The sequence below is a fragment of the Flagellimonas profundi genome, assembly GCF_017313275.1.
In the GTDB taxonomy this organism is placed as follows: domain Bacteria; phylum Bacteroidota; class Bacteroidia; order Flavobacteriales; family Flavobacteriaceae; genus Flagellimonas; species Flagellimonas profundi.
The window spans coordinates 820,447-840,193 of the sequence record NZ_JAFLNM010000001.1; the positions used below are offsets into that span (position 1 = coordinate 820,447).

The 19,747-nt window shown below is 41.3% G+C and carries 21 protein-coding genes and 1 tRNA gene; 13 read left to right on the forward strand and 9 right to left on the reverse strand.

Features of this window, described 5'->3' with window-relative positions:
* The first annotated feature begins 25 nt into the window (after window positions 1–25).
* Window positions 26–4,930, forward strand: coding sequence for a helicase-related protein (locus tag J0654_RS03755; protein ID WP_067030391.1), 4,905 nt, complete (start codon window positions 26–28; stop codon window positions 4,928–4,930).
* A gap of 152 nt (window positions 4,931–5,082) precedes the next feature.
* On the opposite strand, the gene J0654_RS03760 is transcribed toward J0654_RS03755, so the two are convergent.
* The 3 genes from J0654_RS03760 to J0654_RS03770 are packed head-to-tail and all read right to left on the reverse strand — an operon-like array spanning window position 5,083 to window position 7,608.
* Window positions 5,083–5,886, reverse strand: a complete 804-nt coding sequence (locus J0654_RS03760) for an HNH endonuclease (protein ID WP_116183683.1) — start codon at window positions 5,884–5,886, stop codon at window positions 5,083–5,085.
* Window positions 5,887–5,897: 11 nt separating this feature from the next.
* Window positions 5,898–6,719 carry a hypothetical protein gene (locus tag J0654_RS03765; protein ID WP_067030397.1) on the reverse strand — a complete coding sequence of 274 codons (822 nt, stop codon included), beginning with the start codon at window positions 6,717–6,719 and terminating at the stop codon, window positions 5,898–5,900.
* Window positions 6,720–6,723: 4 nt separating this feature from the next.
* Window positions 6,724–7,608, reverse strand: a complete 885-nt coding sequence (locus J0654_RS03770; RefSeq protein ID WP_116183682.1) for a DUF488 domain-containing protein — start codon at window positions 7,606–7,608, stop codon at window positions 6,724–6,726.
* A gap of 315 nt (window positions 7,609–7,923) precedes the next feature.
* Between J0654_RS03770 and J0654_RS03775 the strand changes: the two genes are divergently transcribed.
* From J0654_RS03775 to J0654_RS03810, 8 genes are read left to right on the forward strand one after another with little or no spacing between them, the layout of a single operon-like run.
* A complete protein-coding gene (locus tag J0654_RS03775; RefSeq protein ID WP_116183681.1) occupies window positions 7,924–8,412 on the forward strand; it encodes a PRTRC system protein E in 489 nt (162 codons plus the stop codon).
* Complete coding sequence (locus J0654_RS03780) at window positions 8,409–8,630, forward strand: PRTRC system protein C (RefSeq protein ID WP_116183680.1); 222 nt, start codon at window positions 8,409–8,411, stop codon at window positions 8,628–8,630. Before J0654_RS03775 ends, J0654_RS03780 begins: the two co-directional genes overlap by 4 nt.
* A 36-nt stretch (window positions 8,631–8,666) precedes the next feature.
* On the forward strand, window positions 8,667–9,710 hold the full coding sequence (locus J0654_RS03785) for a hypothetical protein (protein WP_116183679.1): 1,044 nt from the start codon (window positions 8,667–8,669) through the stop codon (window positions 9,708–9,710).
* Between the two features lie 2 nt (window positions 9,711–9,712).
* The gene (locus J0654_RS03790) at window positions 9,713–10,420 is read left to right on the forward strand and encodes a hypothetical protein (RefSeq protein ID WP_116183678.1); all 708 of its coding nucleotides are present in this window, start codon (window positions 9,713–9,715) and stop codon (window positions 10,418–10,420) included.
* Window positions 10,410–11,189, forward strand: a complete 780-nt coding sequence (locus J0654_RS03795; RefSeq protein ID WP_116183677.1) for a PRTRC system ThiF family protein — start codon at window positions 10,410–10,412, stop codon at window positions 11,187–11,189. The genes J0654_RS03790 and J0654_RS03795 overlap by 11 nt, the downstream gene beginning before the upstream one ends.
* A 37-nt stretch (window positions 11,190–11,226) precedes the next feature.
* Window positions 11,227–11,880, forward strand: coding sequence for a hypothetical protein (locus J0654_RS03800; protein ID WP_116183676.1), 654 nt, complete (start codon window positions 11,227–11,229; stop codon window positions 11,878–11,880).
* Between the two features lie 5 nt (window positions 11,881–11,885).
* On the forward strand, window positions 11,886–12,212 hold the full coding sequence (locus J0654_RS03805) for a hypothetical protein (RefSeq protein WP_116183675.1): 327 nt from the start codon (window positions 11,886–11,888) through the stop codon (window positions 12,210–12,212).
* The gene (locus J0654_RS03810; RefSeq protein ID WP_116183674.1) at window positions 12,209–12,460 is read left to right on the forward strand and encodes a hypothetical protein; all 252 of its coding nucleotides are present in this window, start codon (window positions 12,209–12,211) and stop codon (window positions 12,458–12,460) included. Before J0654_RS03805 ends, J0654_RS03810 begins: the two co-directional genes overlap by 4 nt.
* Before the next feature lie 86 nt (window positions 12,461–12,546).
* Here J0654_RS03810 and J0654_RS03815 read toward each other — a convergent pair.
* A tRNA-Met gene (locus tag J0654_RS03815) sits at window positions 12,547–12,620 on the reverse strand.
* 209 nt (window positions 12,621–12,829) lie between these two features.
* Here J0654_RS03815 and J0654_RS03820 point away from each other — a divergent pair.
* Window positions 12,830–13,213 carry an START-like domain-containing protein gene (locus J0654_RS03820; protein ID WP_207026332.1) on the forward strand — a complete coding sequence of 128 codons (384 nt, stop codon included), beginning with the start codon at window positions 12,830–12,832 and terminating at the stop codon, window positions 13,211–13,213.
* A gap of 54 nt (window positions 13,214–13,267) precedes the next feature.
* Entirely contained in the window at window positions 13,268–14,113 is an 846-nt protein-coding gene (locus tag J0654_RS03825) for an aminotransferase class IV (RefSeq protein ID WP_207026333.1), read from the forward strand.
* Here the strand turns inward: J0654_RS03825 and J0654_RS03830 are convergent.
* The 5 genes from J0654_RS03830 to J0654_RS03850 form a co-directional block, all read right to left on the reverse strand.
* Entirely contained in the window at window positions 14,110–14,670 is a 561-nt protein-coding gene (locus tag J0654_RS03830) for a YqgE/AlgH family protein (RefSeq protein ID WP_207026334.1), read from the reverse strand. The two genes, J0654_RS03825 and J0654_RS03830, sit on opposite strands and share 4 nt — an antisense overlap.
* 120 nt (window positions 14,671–14,790) lie before the next feature.
* Window positions 14,791–15,063, reverse strand: a complete 273-nt coding sequence (locus J0654_RS03835) for an HU family DNA-binding protein (protein ID WP_100818110.1) — start codon at window positions 15,061–15,063, stop codon at window positions 14,791–14,793.
* 176 nt (window positions 15,064–15,239) lie between these two features.
* Window positions 15,240–16,202 carry a methionyl-tRNA formyltransferase gene (gene fmt / locus J0654_RS03840; protein WP_207026335.1) on the reverse strand — a complete coding sequence of 321 codons (963 nt, stop codon included), beginning with the start codon at window positions 16,200–16,202 and terminating at the stop codon, window positions 15,240–15,242.
* The gene (locus J0654_RS03845; protein ID WP_207026336.1) at window positions 16,183–18,075 is read right to left on the reverse strand and encodes a RecQ family ATP-dependent DNA helicase; all 1,893 of its coding nucleotides are present in this window, start codon (window positions 18,073–18,075) and stop codon (window positions 16,183–16,185) included. Before J0654_RS03845 ends, fmt begins: the two co-directional genes overlap by 20 nt.
* Window positions 18,075–18,638, reverse strand: coding sequence for an AAA family ATPase (locus J0654_RS03850; protein WP_207026337.1), 564 nt, complete (start codon window positions 18,636–18,638; stop codon window positions 18,075–18,077). The genes J0654_RS03845 and J0654_RS03850 overlap by 1 nt, the downstream gene beginning before the upstream one ends.
* A gap of 88 nt (window positions 18,639–18,726) precedes the next feature.
* Here J0654_RS03850 and J0654_RS03855 point away from each other — a divergent pair, with 88 nt between their 5' ends.
* Together J0654_RS03855 and J0654_RS03860 are read left to right on the forward strand one after the other, a co-directional pair.
* Window positions 18,727–19,014 carry a DUF493 family protein gene (locus tag J0654_RS03855; protein ID WP_207026338.1) on the forward strand — a complete coding sequence of 96 codons (288 nt, stop codon included), beginning with the start codon at window positions 18,727–18,729 and terminating at the stop codon, window positions 19,012–19,014.
* 82 nt (window positions 19,015–19,096) lie between these two features.
* Window positions 19,097–19,744: a DUF4290 domain-containing protein gene (locus J0654_RS03860; protein WP_207026339.1), complete on the forward strand. Its 648-nt coding sequence runs from the start codon at window positions 19,097–19,099 to the stop codon at window positions 19,742–19,744.
* Window positions 19,745–19,747: the final 3 nt, after the last annotated feature.

Sequence of the window (19,747 nt, forward strand, 5' to 3'; positions counted from 1 at the left end):
AAGTTCCTTAACTCACTCACTCAAAATGAAATACTCAAAAAAGAAGTACCTGGATTATTTGGTCAGGACGATTGAAGCACTCCACAGTCCTGAAAATCAATCCCATTTTTTCATCAACAATCCAGGATTCGGAAATATCTTCGACATTCTAAAAAATGATGCCTACCGGGCACAGCTCATTAGGATATTGGAGAAATATTATGGCGAAGAATACACAAACACCATTATCGGTAGCCTAAAAAAAGGATCGCTTAATTCTTTTTACACCCCCGAGCCGATTATCGATGCAATATCCCACTATTTAAAAACCCAAGGGTCCTTTACTCCTAAAACCATTCTTGAGCCAAGCGCCGGTAACGGGCTGTTCATTCGGGAATTGTTGAGGCGCTATCCCTCCGCGAAGTTTACCGCTTTTGAAAAGGAGATACTAACCGTACGAATATTGGAGCACAACTTCAGGTTCCGGCAGCGGGTCAAAATCTTCGGCGTTCCCTTTGAAAACCTTTCCCGGACCGATGCTGCGAAAAGCTATGACCTGGTCATCAGCAATGTGCCCTTTGGGGACAATAAAATATTCGACAGCGGTCTAATGGGCCATCCGTTACAAACCAAGATTTCCAGAAATATCCATTCCTATTTTGTCTACAGAAGTCTTGAATGTCTAAAACCTTCAGGTGTTTCCATTTTGATATGCACCAAGAATTTTATGGACAGGACCAAATACGTTCCAATTCGGGAGCATATCATCAAGCGAAACAATTTTATGGGTGGGGTGCGTCTGCCCGATACTACGTTTTCCAAAGAGAACACGGCTATTGTAACGGATATTCTGGTTTTCCAAAATAACCGGCGTATTGAAACTTCGAACGAACAGAAGAAAATAAACAGCTTGTTTGCCAACAGTTCAGAGCAAACCGTAGGGAAAAATAATGTTCAGATAAACGACTACTATACCGAATATACCTCCCAAATTATTGGAACTATCGAAGAAGGCGGTCTCTACAACAATGCGGACTACACCGTAAAAAGCGATAAAGGCTTGGCGCATATCGCTCTTGAAATCAAAGCGTTGATGGCAGGATTTACCGTGCAACCAAAGGCGCAAAAAAAGGCCACAATTCCGGCCATTGCCCCAAAACCTAAAGAAACCTCGCAGGCGGAAGAAACGGCCATCGGTATTTCCGGTGCTGACGATCCCGAACTTAAACCTGGAAATCTGACCATCAAGCAACAAAAACTCTATAAAGTAGAAGAGGAAAACGGTTTACGGTTATTGAAAGTAAAGCCCCGGGAGTTCGATAGGCTGTCAAAAATAATAGCGCTGCGGGATACCTATTTCAAATTTTTACGGGCACCCGAAGAACAGATCGACAAGGTAAGGGACGAGCTAGACTATCAATACGATGCCTTCAATTTCCAGTACGGGCGGCTCCATGACAAAGCCAACTATCCCTTTGTGACCTTGGATATTCAGGGGCCTTTGATTTTGGGGCTGGAAACACCGAAAGACGGAAACTTTATCAAATCGGAGGTTTTCAATAAATCATTCCGGTCGATTTCAAAAGAAAAGCCGCAAGAGCCGAAGAAAGTGCTCAGCTTGGAAGATGCCATTTATTATTCCCTGAACAAATTCAATCGAATAAAATTGGATTCCCTGGTTTCGAACACGGGCATGGAACAGGACGAAATCATAAAAAAGGCTTTGGATCTGCAACTATTGTTTTTGGACCCGAAGGAGCAGGGATGGGAACTGGCCCCCAAGTTCCTGTTTTTATCGGGAACCATTTACGAAAAACTGAATGCCTATCGCAAAAACGATTTTGGGGAATATCAGTCCTATGTGGACAAATCCTATATCGAACGTACTGTTGTTGCCTTGGAAAAGGTAAAGCCACCGATGACCCCTTACGAGGATCTGGATATCAAACTCCATGAACCGTGGTTTCCCATTGAATATACCCAAGCCTTCATTTTCGACACCTACCGCTCCTTGGTACATATCGCCTATAACGAGAGTACCTCCAAGTACATGGTCAAAATCGAAAAGACGGATTATGAGTATATCAAAAAATTCAGCGTGCGTACGGAACATCGCTATTACAATTTCAAAGAGATATTGGAAGGCGCATTGAACTCCACCATACCCTACGTCACAAAAGGCTCGAAACAATATAAGCGCACGGACAAGGCGAAAATGCAGGAAATACGCATCAAGTTCGACCTTATTTACAAGGAGTTTACCGCATACATCTTGGGCAAGCCTGAAATCAAGGCGCAATTGGAGCGTATTTTTTACAATACCTACGATGCCCAGGTCCATCCGAAATACGACGGTGACTACCTTCATTTTGAAGGGCTGCAATATTTTACCCCGTACAAAAGCCAAATGGATACGGTTGCGGGAATCATCGTAAACCAAGGCCTTTTGGTCAACAAGGAAGTCGGTTTTGGAAAAACCTTGGATATTGCCCTTACGACCCAGAAACTAAAGGAGCTGAACCTCTCGGAAAAGACATTGGTCATCGGTCTTCGCTCCACCGTGGTGCAATTGGAACGGGAGTTGTTAAATGCATTTCCCACGATGAAACTATTGGTGGCCCATGATAAGGTAGTAAACGGGAAGACAAAGCGAGACACCTTTTTTAAGAAAATAAAAAATGGCCGGCATGACGTCGTGCTGATGAGTCATGACACGTTTAAGTTCATACCCCAATCCCCCGAGATCATCCATGAAATCATAAGCGAGGAGCTGGCAAACCTTGAACGCGACCTTAGCGTAATCAACGAAAATAAATACGATGTAGGCAAAAGGGTGCTCAAAGGTCTGGAGAAACGAAAGGAAAACCTGAACGTAACCTTGGAGCAGGTCTATTACCAGATCAAAAGCAAACAGAACGATGCCATCGATTTTGAGCAGATGGGGTTTGAACATATTATGGTAGATGAATCCCACAAGTTCAAGAACCTGATGTACACAACAAGGCACCACAGGGTTGCGGGGCTGAATACCAACAAAGGCTCCGAACGCAGTAAAAACCTTTTGGTGGCCATCCGAACACTGCAGAGGGCAAAGACAAGGGATTTTCAGACCACTTTTCTATCGGGTACGCCCATTTCCAATTCCATTACGGAGGTCTATGTGCTGTTCAAATATCTAATCCCGCATAGAATGGAACAGATGAACATTACATCATTCGACCAATGGGCACAGGTCTTCGCCAACAAATCCTATGAATTTGAACCTACCGTCTCGGGGGATTATAAAGTTCGCGAACGCTTTCGTTCGTTCAAGAAAATGAAACTGTTGTCCTCACTGTACAATGAGATTTCCATAATTGTCAACGGAACCACGCACCAAATCGATAGGCCCAAAATGCAGCTCGATGTGCACACGCTAAAACCCACGGCGGCCCAATTGGAATATTTTGAACAGATCAAGGAATTTCTAAGAACGGGGGACAGCAGCCTATTATATGGGGATAAGGACTATACGGAAGACCAAAAAAGCGCCCTCTCACTGATTGCCTTGCACCACATGAGAAACGCCTCCATAGACCCAAGGATGTTGAACCAGAACCTAGAAGATCCGGGCGATGCCAAACTGCAGAAAATAGCCTCCGAGGTATATGACACCTATAGGAAAACGGACGCTTTTAAAGGTACACAGGCCATTTTTTCGGACCTGGGCGTACCGAAAGACACATTTAATATTTACGATGAACTCAAACGCATTCTGACCGAAGAATTCGATATTCCCAAAGAAGAAGTGGTATTTATCCATGATTTCAAGACCGACAACAAGCGGCTGGAATGCTTTAAGCAAGTGAACGAAGGCACTTATAGGGTCATCATCGGTTCTACTGAAAAGTTGGGGACCGGTACCAATATCCAAGAAAGATTGGTACGCATCCATCACGTGGACATTCCCTATCGTCCGACGGACATCGACCAACGAAACGGTAGGGGAGTCCGTAAAGGCAATATTGGCGCAAAGCAGCATTTTGGGGACAAGGTCGTTGTTTCCTTTTACATTGTCGAAAACTGTACCGATGCCCTCATGCTCAACAACGTCAACATCAAGAAAAATTTTATCGAGCAATTGACCAATGGCACCATACAGTTCAATCGGCTGGATATGGGCGCGGTAAACGATGAGGGCACCATAGATTACAAAACGCTCTTGGCGGTCGCAAAGAACGACCCGTTGTATCTGGAAAAAGAGGAATTGGGCAAAGAATTGGACGAACTGGAACTGGAACGATCCATTTTCAAGAAGAACCGTTTGGAGGCCAAGAACAATATCGCCTTTTATGAAACCGAACTGACAAGAACGACAAAGAATATTGACAAACTTGAAAAAGACCTGTCCTTGTGGACCACGCTGCAAGAAAAGGACGTTTACTATAGTGCATTGGGAAAGGCACTTGATAGCCCCGATACCATGGATGCCAATATGTTGGGCCAAATACTTAATTCGAGGTTACAGGCCAAACGGGAAGAAGTTGGCCAGCATACCATTATGACTATATCCAATGCAAGACTGGTTCTTGACGTAGAAGACAAATTGCACCACCGCTTATTGGTACTTACCCCGAATGCCTCCTATGGTTATGGTTCCAAGAGAATCGTGGCCAACTGGCAAAGCCTGACCGACTATGTTTACAATGCCCTATCCAAAATCCCGAAATCCCTCTTGGCACAAAAGGAACATCTGGCCGAGTACAAAAAATCCATAAAGGCCAACCGGAAAGTATTGGAACTTGAATTCGACAAGACCGAAAAACTGGCATTGGTTCAGAAAAGGCTCGTAGAAATCAATACCGACCTTGATGAAAAGTACGATGCCGAACCGGAGGAAAAAGAAGAGAAATGTAACTCACAAAGTGCACGGTCACAGAATATAAACATGAACCAAGAAATTTCAATGTAAGGTTTAGGGCGTTGCCCGGGCTATCCGCTATATCGCCCTTGCGGGCCCCAAGGTTTCGTAAGCCCAAAAAGAGCTCCGTTGTCGCTTTCTTGGGCAACGAACCCTAACGGCCCGCCGCGTTCGATGCCGCTGCTATCCCTAACGCTTGCTTTTTACTCCTTGACCATTCTCTCCGTAAAACGCCTTATAGGCGATTGATTTTCATTTCGTTCTAACCAATCATTAAATAAATTCAGCTCAGAAGCTCCACAGTTAATTACATATTCAACACCCATAATTACAAGAACGAAATAATATATGCCCGGTTCGATGATTAAGAAATCCAATTCGTGAAGTACTTCGTAGGGTTTAGGATTGAATATAGGGTCTACAAACCGCGCCTCTTCGGAATAAATTCTACGCTGACTATAAATCCATTGTTCTCCTTTTCCAAACCGGGCATATTCACGTAATGGGTCTAATTCGGACATATCAATAACTTCATTCAGATTTGACTGGTTATGACCTGCTTTTAAAGCAAATAACTCCAGAGCGGTCTTTGCAAGAAAACGGGACATTTGGTAGTTTTTGTTTTCAGGCATATCCACCACTTCAAACATTAATTTATTGACCTTCTTGTTGCGTATTAAGTTTATTACTTTAGTATCATCGCCTCTAAAACCCAAACTATCCCCATCCATATACATATCAAACCAGCCACCATCTTTATGCGGAAATAGGGTTTTGTATGGGATGTTACGCTCTTTTTTAGATTTGATATTGTTTCTAAATCTTACATTTTGGAAATACTTCATCTCCAATAATGGTTTCTCAATTTTCACGGCAAAATATTGGTTACATTCATCACATACCACACCAGGTCGAAGAATCAATTCTTTATTGCCTAACGATTCTGGAATGATATGCTGAATACTTGAAGACCTGCCGGACGATTTCTTGCAGAAAATACAACGCATAATTCAAAAAATTAAAATAAGCTAGTTTGTATTTCAATACCCGGTGTGAAAGTTCCAATTATCATAAATGGATTTTTAGAACGATAATGAAATGCCTTGGTTGTGCCCAAATACAAATGCAAATCTTTTTTCAAAGCAAAATAGTCGAAGTATTTCTGCCTGACTTTCTCAACGGCAACCGCTTCATTTCCTTCTGCTGCCGCAAGTGTGTTTCTAAATAGTGCTCCAATTTCCCAATCTTCAATCATCATTGTACTTGACACCCCGTTTTCATCTTCAATTACATAAGAGAATTTATATGGAAGTTTTGCCACAACCTCGAAGGGTTCTTCTTCCATTTCGAATAAATTCCCTTGTTCTTGTAGCGCTTTTTGTTCATCTAATTTTTTCTTATCCCATTCGGCCGAAACTTTCTCGACTTTGAAATCGGTTACCTTAGCAGGTTTAAAGACGGCTAGGGATGTGCAGATGTCCTTATCGTGTGCTTCGGCTATAAGTGCCTTGATATCCGTATAAACTTTTCCAAGAACAATTTGTTTGCGTTTATACCAATTGCCTTTGGTATCAATTGTATTCAGAAGTGTAATCGGTGTGTCAATAGTGGCCGGTCGAAAACTTTCAGGTCTAAAGTCCTTGTCGTTATTTACAATATCTAATTCAATCCATTGGTATTTTGTATACTTCTCGTCCTTTTTTAGCTTCCTAAATGGTATAGGATATAGTCTTATCCAAGAACCGTCTTCTAGAAAACCTGCCGTACACACAAGTTCTCCGTATTTCGCCGAAAGGGAAGGGTAGGTTTTTACAGTGATAAGTACTTTTGTAAGCGCCATTTTTTTAAATATGCTTCAAATCGTATTTAAAATTAGGAGACTTCTTCAAATTTTCAGCTAGGTGGGTTCTATGGCATTGACAGGTATCGGCCTCAAAACAAGTAAGGGCAATACGCCTGTGTTTTTCCAACAAACTGAGTATAAAATTTTGACTTTCAATGGCCTCTTTTAGTACGGTCGCCTTATATTCATCGAAAAGCAAATCATAGTCTTCTTGCGTATTTAATTCTCGCCTTTTACTAGAATCAATGCCTACATCCGGAATATGGATGTACTCAATTCCCAATCGACTACAAAAACTACTTAAAGACTTTTTGCTAAAACCGTATTTCTGGCTCAAGGGGTTTCTTCTGACGTCTACAAGAAGATGGACATTGTTTTTTAGTAACCTGTTTAAGTATTCCTCTAGCGAAATACCTTCATACCCAATAGTAAATAAAACTGTAGATTCATCATTATGACGTGCAGTTACAACTCTTTCAAAAAACTTTTCTGGAAGAATTCTCTCTGCTATAATGCTATTGGTGGCATAATACGGAAAATTGATATATGTATGTTTTGTAATGACATCCGTTTTCATGCTTCCGTAAAGCTCGAAAGTTTCGTTGACAAGTTGCTTATCTACTGGGGTAAGTTCTTTATAATATTTCTTCTTTACATTAAGACTATAGGTTTTCTCTGATTCAACTAACCAATCATGTTTTACCATAGCCGCCAAATCCGCCTTCAGAGAATACGAATAGCACCCATATCGATAAGGAACGAAATCATAGTTGGGTTCTTTCTGCATTTGGGTCAACAAAAACATAAGTTTTTGAAGACGAGTGCTTTCCAATCCATCTTCAAACTTTTCCAGTAAAGCAAAAACCAACTTTCTTCGATAAAACATGATGTAAAATTACTTATTAATAAACAAACAGAAATATCAAGGTAATTCCTTAATGAAAAAGAACTACATGAATGCAAACGTAGAATAAGCGTTTTGATTGTTATTTCGGATGTAGAATCCAGCGCCCTATCGGGCGCTTTTTTGTGGACAGGGAGAAGGAAGAAAAGGGTGGATTTTAGCCTGTTTTTACGAGGATTCCCACGGGTATGGGCGTATCTTGAAAGAGAGTTAAGGAAGGAGCGGGGCAAATTAATACGGTGCAAACCAAGCCCCGCTTTTAACTAAATTTTTTTAAGAACTATAAATACCGTTACTATGACAGACTTCTTTTCAACATTACGGCAAACGGGTATAGAACAATATGGCATAAGTGTCTCTTTTGATGGGGATTCGGTCAGCGTGTCCGTTTTGCCCAAATCGAGTGCCAAGGACAAGGCCCTCCAATCCATAAAACCGCTTACCCTACGGGGAAACGTAACGGAAGTGGACGAGAAATTCTTTCAAGTTCTTCAAAAACCATTGGAGCAGACCAAGGCACTTTTCAGAAACACCGTTGCTTTTGAAAAAGCCTTGGCGGAAACCGAACAAAAGACCCAACAGGCCAAGAAGAAAAAAGAATCGACTACCAAAAAGGTCACCGAGTTAAAGCAACTTCTAAAAGAGAAGGACTTTAACCCCATGAGCGACCATAAGAAGGCAACGGACATTGCCAACGAAATCTTGAAGATAGACCCGAACCACAAGGAAGCGCAAAAGGTCATCAAGGATATGAAAGCATACGAATCCCCAAAACTTTTTCAATGATGGAAATCGCAACGATAGAACGCAAGTACATCTACCAAGACGGCAACAACAATGCCATTGAGTTGGATGATTTGGATAGCCAATTGACCCATCAGCAAGTGATGGAACACTATTCGCAGATCTATGCCGAACTGACCAACGCCAATATCATGGACAAGGGCATAGTCAATGGCCATCATGAAATCCATTTCAAGACCTTGGCAGGAACAAAGGGATAGACCGATGAACGTAGACGAATTTCTAAATCACGAAAGATGCACCCACAAACCGACACCCCTTTTATCGAAAGAACTCAAAGAGTTCCACGCCCGATTGTTCAAGGCGGTTCAACAATCCCATTACAGGTACGGAACGCAAAGACCGAAAGTCTTGCAACCAAAGGTTTTTCCCTTTCTGACCTGAGCGTTCTGCCTATTCTTTCCAAGCCGATAATCGAGGACGGATCATCGGTTGATATAAAGGCACTTGCCAGTTTAATGGTGGATGCCACCCGTAACTTTTCGGGAAATATTGACGACTGGCGGTTTTCGGCATCCGATAGCTTGGATGATTTGATATTGCGATGTGCCAATCGGCTGAAAGAAAGGGCAAGAATTGACCATATCGAAGTTTTACGGGAAGATGCCGACCTGCGCTTGGTCTTGAAACGCCATATCGGGAATCGTAGCACGGTCTATTGCATTCCGTTGCGACCCGTTATGCCCCTTCGATGGAAAAACCCTATGCTTTTTGATATACTAATGTCCTTTATCAAAAGCCTACCCTATATCAATCTTTTCCATACGGGAGAGGATAGGGTGGACTGGCTTTGGGAATATCTATTTGAGGAAGAAGCCTACCATAGGAAAAACGGGAGTGTTTTTGGTAATTGTAACTCGGTCAGGTTCTTTGGTCGCTACCAAAAGCTGTTCGACGAATACGAACCACAGGATTGGAAATTCCTTTTACTAAAATACCGTCCTCGAAAACCCCTGCACAAGGGAATCAAGGAACTGTTATCAAAAGCCGATACCATTGATTTTCGGGTGCCGTTCCGTATCGGAACAAGGGATGCCTATGAAAGTATGTTCGAGCATTGGGAATCTTTCCTGATAGTTGACGATGCGGACAGTGAATTTACCCGTTCCTATATCGAAATGCTCAACGAATGTTCCAACGAATATGACATTATTTCTGCCTATGAACTAACTACGGTCGAAAAAGGTAACCTACAGCCCTTTGAGGAAGGGTCGACCTACAAACTTAATCGATTGGAAGAATTTCTTACCGATCTCAACGAACTTTTAAGACTGCTTTGAACATGGAACAGATTGCCAATTTACGGCCCGATGAACACTTTCTTCCAAAATTTGCCATTATCGGTTATTCCCAAGAAGAAGATTATTACAACAGGGGGCACTACTTTTCATATCACAACATCGTAGGGGCAAAGCTTACGGCAGGGATGCCGCTGACCAAGGATACCGCCCGAAACCTCTTTAGGTGTTTGGAAGGGGATTTGATAAAGTTCAGGTTTAAGGGAATGTTGCCCAAGAACCTTATTCATTTTGATTTCAAAGGAAATCTCCAACTGGTATGGTACGTCCATCCAAAACAGCACACCCTGTATTTCGATACACGAACGGGTATCGCTTCGGGAAATTATCCCTTGCCAAAACTGATCTTCAAGCTTGAAGGGAACACCCTTAAAGTCTTTGCCCTCCATCGAAAGGATACATTGACCGACACCGTTTCATTGTACCACGCACCGTTATTGAACGTAGGGAGGCAAGGAAATGTATGTATGGGCAATGCCTCGATGGATTATGACGGCTTTGACTATTACGAGGACATCATGGGGTTTGTCGAGCAGCAATTCTTTCGTTCCGTTTTTACGGCTACCCATCACAACAACATTGCGAAAGGGAACATTGTGGATGTAATGAAACGGAATTTCAGGAAAACATTCTTTGATGACGCTCTACTGAAAAAAAACAAATTGACCTTAAAGGATTTATATGAAAACTAGAATTCATTTCGCTCCCAACTACTTTTACAATCCAACACATCCCATAACCATTGCATTGATCGGGGTAGGGGGTACAGGTTCCCTGATGCTGGCACGGTTGGCACGGATGGATTTTGCCCTGCGCCAAATCGGACACCCAGGTTTGCACATAATCGCCTATGATTCGGATATGGTTGAAAACAACAATGTTGGCAGACAACTCTATGCCCTTAGTGATGTAGGGGAGTATAAAGTGGTCAATGCCGTCAATAAGGTAAATATTGCCTTTGGTCTGCAATGGGAAGGAATTCCCATGGATGCACTTCCCGATGGCGAGGATATTCGGGCGAACATCATCATCACTTGTGTCGATAATGCCCGATTTAGAACGCTGTTATCAAAATCGCTTGCATTTCCCTTCAAGGGGTCTGAATATCAAAGCATGTTCTATTGGCTGGACATTGGCAACTGTAGGGATAGTGGGCAATTCGTGTTAGGAACTTTGTTCGAGGAAGAACGAAATATGGAACGGGAAGATTTTGAAATGGTGGACAAACTCAAAAACATCATCGATTTTTTTCCCGATTTGGATGCCCATGACATTCCCCGTCTTCAAGGTGCGGGATGTGCCTATTCCGATAAGCTGAACGAGCAATCACTTTTCATCAACGATGTACTGGTCGCCCATGCTTCCGATTGCCTATTTCGGTTATTGTACCACAAGCAGATTCAAAAGCATGGGGCATTTGTGAATTTGGAGAGTGGGAAGGTCAATTCGATTTTGGTCTAATTGAGAATTAAAATATTGACGCTAAAAAATATCAGACATGGAAACGTTGCATTATAAAGGATATGAAATCAAAATCGAGCGGGATGATTTTCCCCAAAATCCACTTAGGGATTGGGATGGGCATGTACTTTTTTGTCTAAACCACAAACGATATGATTTGCATAATAACACCGATTTTGATACCAATGAATTTGAGAGTTGGGAAGCTATAAGAGAAGCTATTGAAGATGAATATTGCCCCTTGGCCATATTGTCAGTTTTCATGTACGACCACGGTGGCATTACTATTAAGACTAGCCCTTTTATTTGCTGTTGGGATAGCAGCCAAATCGGTTTTGCCTTTATAGATATTCCTACGTTGAAGCAATGGGGTTTACGGGCAGGGGATAAAACTGCCAAGGAATTGGAAGAAATGATTAGGGACAATGTTCGGTTGTACGATGATTATTTGACGGGTAATGTATTCGGTTACTCCATTGCCGATTCCAGTGGAAATACTTTGGACAGTTGTTATGGCTATTATGGGGATTTGGGAAAGGAAGATATGATCGGGGAAGCAAAATCAAATGATGAGCATTACTTAAGGCAAAAGATCGTTAAACACGCTATTAAAGTGAAAAGATGGATCAGGTCACAAGTTCCATTAATATATAGGCAATCAATTGGCCAAATTCATTTTTACTCTAAATAACAAAAATGAAAACAAATAAAAAGAACAGATCTAACATCAAAGAACAGCATTACGGGACAATTCACAATTTCGTCTACCACAACGAAAGGACAGGATTATATGGTAAAAAGTTGGAAGCCTTGTACCGATTGGTGCAATGGAAGGGAAAACCTCTTGATTTTCCGACTGACCATAAATTCTATAATGTCAAGGTTATAGAATATGCCGATAGGGATTTCATAGGTTTTATCAGAACGGGGTTTTCAAAAAAAGCTTTCTTTCCGTGTAAATTGCAGACCGTTGCGCTTCGGCTTTTGGGTAATACTGGCAAATCAAAAGCACCATTGCAATGACCATGTATGCACATTTAATCACGATTTTTAGAAAAATCGACCCAGAAAAACTGTATTGGGAGTTTACCTATTTTGAGGAAAGGTCTTTTCAATCCGCAGCATTTGGGGCAAGAAAAAAAGAATTATTCAAAATTGATGGCAAATTCTACCGTGTGGATATAGTCGAAAAAATTAGCCCTTTGAAACAGCTTCCGAATTTGGTGGTCAAGCACGGTAGGCACACTATTTTTAGAGACTATGTGGAATGATAAGGAAAAACCAAAAATGTTGTACATATGTTGTACAGAACAAAAAAACCCAAGATTTTCGTCTTGGGTTTTTTATCATCAAAAAGTAGCGAGAGGGGGACTTGAACCCCCGACCTCTGGGTTATGAATCCAACGCTCTAACCACCTGAGCTACCTCGCCATTTACTACAATATTTCAATTTTGTCTCCGGGTTATGAATCCGACGCTCTAACCAGCTGAGCTACCTCGCCGTGATTTTGATAAGCGGGTGCAAATATATGTTTAAATTTTCGCTGAATCAAAATTCATTATTAATTTATTATTTGATATTTATTTTTATATCTTCCCAAACTATACTAAAGTTGAAAAACGATTTAAAGAACACGACAATGAGTGATAAGGTTAAATTTGAACTGGAGTTCGTAATCCAGGCTTCGCCTCAGTTGCTTTACCAATATATTTCCACGCCCTCGGGACTATCTGAATGGTATGCCGACAACGTTAATTCCCGTGGGGAAATATTCACGTTTATTTGGGATGGTGCAGAAGAGAGAGCTAAAATGCTTAAACGTAAGAGTGAAGAATTTGTGAAACTGGCATGGGAAGAAAATGAGGATGATTCCTTTTTTGAAATGCGCATTATAGTTGATGAAATAACCAAGGATGTATCCTTGTTCATAACAGACTTTGCTGAAGAAGATGAGGTGGACGAAGCAAAAATGCTCTGGGAAAACCAGGTTTCGGACCTTAAACAGGTTCTTGGTTCAACCTAGCCTTATTCTCAAGTAAACCGTATCTTTGGTCCCGATTAAAATCGGGACTTTTTTATGGTCAATTGTAACGGAGAACTTTTAGCAGAGGATAAAGCGATTTTCAGCCACAACAACAGGGCGTTCAAATATGGCGATGCACTTTTTGAAACGGTTCGTTACGTAAATGGCACCCTCTTTTTTTGGGAAGACCACTACTTTAGATTGATGGCTTCCATGCGTATTCTGAGGATGGAAATCCCAATGGAGTTTACCTTGGAGTTTTTGGAAGAGGAGATAAAGAAGACCATTACATCCAACGATCAGAAAAATGGTGCAGTCCGTGTACGTTTGACCGTATTTAGAAACGAAGGCGGATTGTACACACCAAGCACCAACGACGTGTCATACGTAATCGAGACCAATCCAATGGAATCTCCTTTCTTTATTCTGAATGAAGATGACTATGAAGTGGAATTGTTCAAGGACTATTATGTGAACAAGGACATGATCTCCAATCTAAAATCCACCAATAAAATTTTGAATGTGGTGGCTGGTGTTTATGCCGAAGAAAATGGTTATGCAAACTGTTTATTGGTAAATACGGACAAAAAGGTGGTGGAGGCCATTAACGGAAACCTATTTTTGGTGAAGGGCAATGAAATTAAGACTCCGCCCTTGGGCGATGGATGTTTGGATGGCATCATAAGAAAAAACCTTATGAAAATCATAGCAGGCTCCGAAGAGTACGATTTGGTTGAAGATTCCATATCTCCTTTCGAGCTTCAAAAAGTAGACGAGTTGTTCATTACCAATTCCATTGTGGGCATACAGCCTATCAGTAAGTACAGAAAAAAAGAATATGACACCAAAGTGGCTAAGAGCTTGATCGGTAAGCTGAATGCAAAGGCAAGGATTGGTTAATTGAGCGTGGGGTTTTCTGGGGCATTGGACCATAAAAGATAGTCGCCACCAAGTTCCACCATTTTTTCTTTCCAAAAGGCATTGGCCGATTTCTCCAAAATATCGCTTTCGTATTCGTTGGGCAAAACCACCCATGATTTTGAAGAGAGTTCTTGATCTAACTGACTTATGCCCCAACCGGAATACCCTAAAAAGAACCTGATATCTTGTTCGGTAATGGTTCCGTTATTGATGAGTTCAACGGTCATTTCAAAATTACCACCCCAAAATATTCCGTCGGAAATTTCGATGCTATTTTCAATGAGGTCCGGTACTTTATGGATAAAGTAGAGATTGTCCTGTTCAACAGGCCCTCCATTAAATACTTGAAAGGGAATGGTAATATCCGAAACAAGGTCACAAATGGTATAGTCCAACGGCTTGTTTAAAATAAAACCTACCGAACCTTCATTATTGTGTTCGGCGATGAGTACAACGGACCTGTTAAAAGAAACATCTCCAGTAAGTGAAGGTTCCGCTACAAGTAAATTCCCCTTTTTTGGCTTTTGACTTACCATTTACCTGATTTCTTGTATTTAAATTTAACATATTATTCAATATATACAAAAACAGAGGCCATATTAAACTAAAAAAGCACTCCAAAAGGAGTGCTTTCATATATTAAATAAAATAATTGATTAGTTTACTGCACCGCTCAATTCAGCACCTGCTTTGAACTTTACAACGTTCTTAGCGGCAATCTTAATAGTAGCTCCAGTTTGTGGATTTCTACCTTCTCTAGCACTTCTTCTAGAAACTGACCAAGAACCAAAACCTACCAAGGAAACTCTGTCTCCTTTTTTAAGCGTTCCTTCTACATTTCCCAAGAAAGATTCCAATGCTTTTTTTGCTGCTGCTTTAGTGATGCCAGCATCAGCTGCCATAGCATCGATTAATTCTGTTTTGTTCATAATGGAATTAAATTAATTGTTGTTAATATAATTTTAATGCTGAACAAATTTATATGGATTTGCCACTCACGCAAGTAAAACCAAGGGAAATCGGGGATTTTGTTGATAACTTGAAACGTTTGTTGATAAAGTCGGAAAAAAATGACAAATTTTCCCAGCCCAATCATAGCAAGGCTTTAGCGAAGGTGCGCCTCATTTTCCAGATTTAGGCCATTCAAAACCTCGTTGACCTGCATTCTTCGTTTACCGGGCAGTTGTAGTTCAAGAAGGGAAATATATCCCCCCTTAACGGCTACCTTCAACGATTTTTTTTCTGCGACCAGTTCCCCAAGGTTGTAGTTGTGGTCTGCCCGTTCCATTTCAGTTTTAAAAATCTTCATGGGTTCGGCTTTTCCTCCATTTACCAATTTGGTCCAAGCGCCAGGGTAGGGGCTTAATCCCCTGATATGGTTATAAATGTCCTCAATCCCGGCATCCCAATCAATTCGGCAGGTGTCCTTATGGATTTTCGGAGCAGGTTTAAGTTCAAGGCTTTCGTCCTGCTTTTGTAGGGTGACCGTTCCTTCTTCAATTTGCTTGCAGGTCTCCACGACCAAATGGGCGCCAAGTTCCATCAACCTATCGTGTAAGGTGCCTGCGCTGTCGTCTGGTAGTATCTTTTCCGTTTTTTGAAGAATAATATTGCCCGTGTCTATTTTTTCATCAATAAAAAAAGTGGTTACGCCAGTCTCCATTTCTCCGTTTATTATCGCCCAATTGATGGGTGCTGCACCGCGATATTGGGGCAGGAGGGAGGCGTGAAGATTAAAGGTGCCGTGCTCGGCCATTTGCCAAACCGTTTTGGGCAACATTCTAAAGGCAACTACCACCTGTAAGTTGGCATCCAAGCTTTTGAGCTCTTCCAAAAAAGCTTCATCCTTTAAATTGGTGGGTTGCAACACCTTTAAGTTATGCTTGACCGCAAATTGTTTTACGGCCGATTCCTGAACCTTGCGGCCACGTCCTGCAGGCCTATCGGGTGCGGTAATAACGCCAACTACATTAAAATTAGCTTCCAAAAGCTGCCTTAGGCTACCCACGGCAAAATCGGGGGTGCCCATAAATACGATTCGCAATGTGTTATTTTTTGATGTACTCATTCTTAAAGTTTAGGGAGACCAACTCATCTTCCAGTAGTCTTTCCAATGTTTTCAAAAGTTGTTTTTCATCGGCCCCCATTTCTTTTTCCAGCTGTCGGGATGTGTGGGGACGGATTTCCAAGAGTTCCATGATTCTTTTCTCCAAATCGTACGGAGAGGTCACTTTCTCTTTCTTGGTACAAATATCGCATGTGCCACACTTTTCCGCATTTTTTTCTCCAAAATAATTCAGCAAGTAAATACTACGGCATACTTTCTTATTGGAAATATATCCCAACATTGCCGCCATGTTATTTTGCTTAACCTGATTGAAATCCTTTATTTTTTTGGCAAATAAATTAATGGTATGGTCATCTTCCCTTGGCACCAAAAAACTGATTTCCAGGTCAGAAGTATTGTTTTGGTACTCCGCAATGCTATCATCGGCCAGTTGTTGGAGTAGCTGTTTTAACCTTTCCTCGCTTGTCCCTGTTTTTTGGGATAACATGTACAGATTGATTTTGGTCTCGTATTCGGTTATGCCCCCATAGGTTCTTAAAATAGTTTGGATGATGGGTGCTGTTTTCCTGTTTTTATCCAGATAATTGAAAATCTCGGCTTTGGAGGCCACAAATCGAAGCGTGGTTTTCTCCTTAAAATTCTCGGCAAGCGATAGCACTGAATTTTGGTCTAGAATACGGAGCGCATTAAAGGTCATATTCGCATTGAATTCGTAGCGTTTACAAAACTCATTGAATTTAAAAGCCATTGGTTCGGAAACAAGTTCACCGTAGGATATCTGAAAATAATTGTTGAGCTTGGAGTATACTTGTTTTACGAAGGCAACATTGGGCAAGGTGGACAAAAATTGTTGTTTGGCCTTGTCTTCGTCTTCTTTTGAAGTTATGATGATAGCGGTTGATGGTTCCCCGTCACGCCCAGCTCTTCCTGCTTCTTGAAAATAACTTTCCAGACTATCCGGTATATGATAATGTACCACCAAACGAACATCTGGTTTGTCCACTCCCATGCCAAATGCATTGGTGGCCACCATCACCCTAACTTTTCCACTTAACCAAAGGTTAAGCTTTTCTTCTTTATCCGATTTTGGAATACCACCGTGAAAAAAAGAGGCTGAAATACCTTTCTTGATCAAAAAGTTAGCCAATGAAATGGACATTTTTCTGGAGCGGACATATACAATGGCGCTTCCTGGAATTTTGTCCATGTACTTATTGAGCTGGTAAAGTTTGTCCTCGGAACGTTTTACTCTAAAATTAATGTTGGAGCGAGAGAAGGAGTCCTTAAAAACGCGGACATTTTCCAGTTCCAGATTCTCTACGATATCATCTACAACTCTTGGTGTGGCTGTTGCTGTTAAGGCAATCATTGGAACATTGGGAGCGAGTTCCTTTAAAATGGAACACGCTAAATAGGCCGGTCTAAAATCGTTTCCCCATTGCGAAATACAATGGGCTTCATCAATAGCAATGAGATTAACGTTCATTTGTTGAATCCGCTCCCTAACAATGGTTTGTTGCAAGCGTTCGGGGGACAGGTACAAAAATTTATAGTTGCCATACAGGCAATTGTCCAACAGATCGTTCAACTCGCTGGGCGGTATACCCCCCGTTAGAGCAATGGCTTTGACCCCTCGTTTTTTTAATTGGGCAACTTGATCTTGGATGAGTGCCACCAAAGGAGAAACCACAATGCAGATACCCTCCATGGCCAGTGAAGGCACTTGGTAGCAAATGGATTTACCACCGCCCGTAGGCATCAGGGCCAAAACATCTTGCCCAGATAGAACGGTGTTTATGATCTGCTTTTGGGATCCTCTGAAATCATCATACCCCCAAAATTGTTTTAAAATGCTTGTAGTGTCCTTTTGCACTATAAATTTTTAAGTGTTTCCAAAATAAAATCAATCCGATTTAGGACTTCATCTTTTGGCACTTCGATGGGGTTATAGCCAAATTGTGTATAGACTTTCATCAAGGAATGATGAATGCTCTCTGCTTCTTCAAAGGTTTCCATCCGTTCATTATCGGAAATATAAATTTCTTTCCAAGGGGGAACAATAAAAACCGAATCGTATCTATGGTTTTCGCAATGTGAAATAAAAAAGTGGTCGTATTCTTGACCGAAAAAGTCCATATAGGCCAGTACATCCGGTATGCCCCGGTCAAAAAAACTAATGGGGGCATCAATATGGAGCGATTCCTTGAAATGGGAAGTTCTGCCCTTCAACAAATCTTTGTTGAACTGCAGCGCATCATCTACAAATACAAGTGGGTTGGAAATATATTCCTCGGACTGTCCCTCTTCCTTTGCTTTGGAGGTCATGTCCCTGATAATTTCGTGAAAGCAATGGAAACCTTTGCTTTCCAATCCATTTACTATAGATGTTTTCCCTGTACCGGGTGCTCCCGTAATAACTATTTTACTCTTGCCCAAAGACCTTTAATTAATACTACAAAGTAATGAAATCGTCGGAAGGAAAAAAAATTGATGGGTAAGCCATATATTTGTATAAAATTGAGGTATGGATAAGAAGGATACAGAAGAATTCTACGAGAAGCTAAAGGAGAAATTGTTGGATAGTACGAGTTGGCCATCCATCTACCTCTACAAATTCATTGTACCAACCGACGAGGAGCGAATCTCTCAAATTCATGAAATTTTTGACAACACCGGAGCCGTTATAGAGTCCAAAAAATCTAAGAAAGGGACTTATACCAGCTTATCCATTACGGTTCATTTACAGAATCCTGATGAAGTTATCCTGAAATACAAGGAAGTTTCCGTTGTAGAAGGGGTTATTTCCCTGTAAACCCTTTGTTTGCCATAATTTTATTAATTTGCAGGCGTTATCGGATTGACTTTCCAATTATCAAATTTCTAAACACATTAGTTTGAACGAAGTATACAACCTAGAATACAATACAGAGCGTCCAAAACTCTTTATTCCCGAATATGGCCGTCATTTTCAGAAAATGGTGGACTATGCAGTTACCATAGAAGACCGTGATGAACGAAACAGGGTGGCCAAGTCCATCATCAGTGTAATGGGAAATTTACAGCCCCACCTAAGGGATGTTCCAGATTTCCAACATAAGCTCTGGGACCAGTTGTTTATTATGGCCGATTTTAAATTGGACGTGGATTCCCCGTTCCCCATTACCTCAAAAGAGGTTTTGCAACAACGACCAGAACCTTTGGAGTATCCGCAAAACTATCCGAAATACCGTTTTTATGGTAACAACATCAAAAGAATGATCGATGTGGCCGTAAAGTGGGAAGAAGGTGATAAGAGGTCTGGTTTGGAATATGCCATTGCCAACCACATGAAAAAATGTTATTTGACCTGGAACAAGGATACGGTCGAAGATATTGTGATATTCAATCACTTAAAGGAATTGAGCGATGGACAGATTGATTTGGCCAAAAGCGATGAGAGTTTGACGGAAAGCGGACAGTTCCTAAAGAACAGACCAAGCAGATCCAAGTCCAGCAGTAACCGCGGTAAAAAAGGACAAAGAAGTCGCAAAAAACGATACTAAATT

What these genes read in the sequence shown, in the direction of transcription:
- J0654_RS03765 (WP_067030397.1), bottom strand. Translation starts at nt 6,719, where the DNA reads ATGGCGCTTACAAAAGTACTTATCACTGTAAAAACCTACCCTTCCCTT.
- J0654_RS03800 (WP_116183676.1), top strand. Translation starts at nt 11,227, where the DNA reads ATGGAAACGTTGCATTATAAAGGATATGAAATCAAAATCGAGCGGGAT.
- J0654_RS03755 (WP_067030391.1), top strand. Translation starts at nt 26, where the DNA reads ATGAAATACTCAAAAAAGAAGTACCTGGATTATTTGGTCAGGACGATT.
- J0654_RS03795 (WP_116183677.1), top strand. Translation starts at nt 10,410, where the DNA reads ATGAAAACTAGAATTCATTTCGCTCCCAACTACTTTTACAATCCAACA.
- J0654_RS03825 (WP_207026333.1), top strand. Translation starts at nt 13,268, where the DNA reads ATGGTCAATTGTAACGGAGAACTTTTAGCAGAGGATAAAGCGATTTTC.
- J0654_RS03760 (WP_116183683.1), bottom strand. Translation starts at nt 5,886, where the DNA reads ATGCGTTGTATTTTCTGCAAGAAATCGTCCGGCAGGTCTTCAAGTATT.
- J0654_RS03820 (WP_207026332.1), top strand. Translation starts at nt 12,830, where the DNA reads ATGAGTGATAAGGTTAAATTTGAACTGGAGTTCGTAATCCAGGCTTCG.
- J0654_RS03775 (WP_116183681.1), top strand. Translation starts at nt 7,924, where the DNA reads ATGACAGACTTCTTTTCAACATTACGGCAAACGGGTATAGAACAATAT.
- J0654_RS03855 (WP_207026338.1), top strand. Translation starts at nt 18,727, where the DNA reads ATGGATAAGAAGGATACAGAAGAATTCTACGAGAAGCTAAAGGAGAAA.
- J0654_RS03770 (WP_116183682.1), bottom strand. Translation starts at nt 7,608, where the DNA reads ATGTTTTATCGAAGAAAGTTGGTTTTTGCTTTACTGGAAAAGTTTGAA.
- J0654_RS03805 (WP_116183675.1), top strand. Translation starts at nt 11,886, where the DNA reads ATGAAAACAAATAAAAAGAACAGATCTAACATCAAAGAACAGCATTAC.
- J0654_RS03780 (WP_116183680.1), top strand. Translation starts at nt 8,409, where the DNA reads ATGATGGAAATCGCAACGATAGAACGCAAGTACATCTACCAAGACGGC.
- J0654_RS03790 (WP_116183678.1), top strand. Translation starts at nt 9,713, where the DNA reads ATGGAACAGATTGCCAATTTACGGCCCGATGAACACTTTCTTCCAAAA.
- J0654_RS03785 (WP_116183679.1), top strand. Translation starts at nt 8,667, where the DNA reads ATGCACCCACAAACCGACACCCCTTTTATCGAAAGAACTCAAAGAGTT.
- J0654_RS03835 (WP_100818110.1), bottom strand. Translation starts at nt 15,063, where the DNA reads ATGAACAAAACAGAATTAATCGATGCTATGGCAGCTGATGCTGGCATC.
- fmt (WP_207026335.1), bottom strand. Translation starts at nt 16,202, where the DNA reads ATGAGTACATCAAAAAATAACACATTGCGAATCGTATTTATGGGCACC.
- J0654_RS03810 (WP_116183674.1), top strand. Translation starts at nt 12,209, where the DNA reads ATGACCATGTATGCACATTTAATCACGATTTTTAGAAAAATCGACCCA.
- J0654_RS03830 (WP_207026334.1), bottom strand. Translation starts at nt 14,670, where the DNA reads ATGGTAAGTCAAAAGCCAAAAAAGGGGAATTTACTTGTAGCGGAACCT.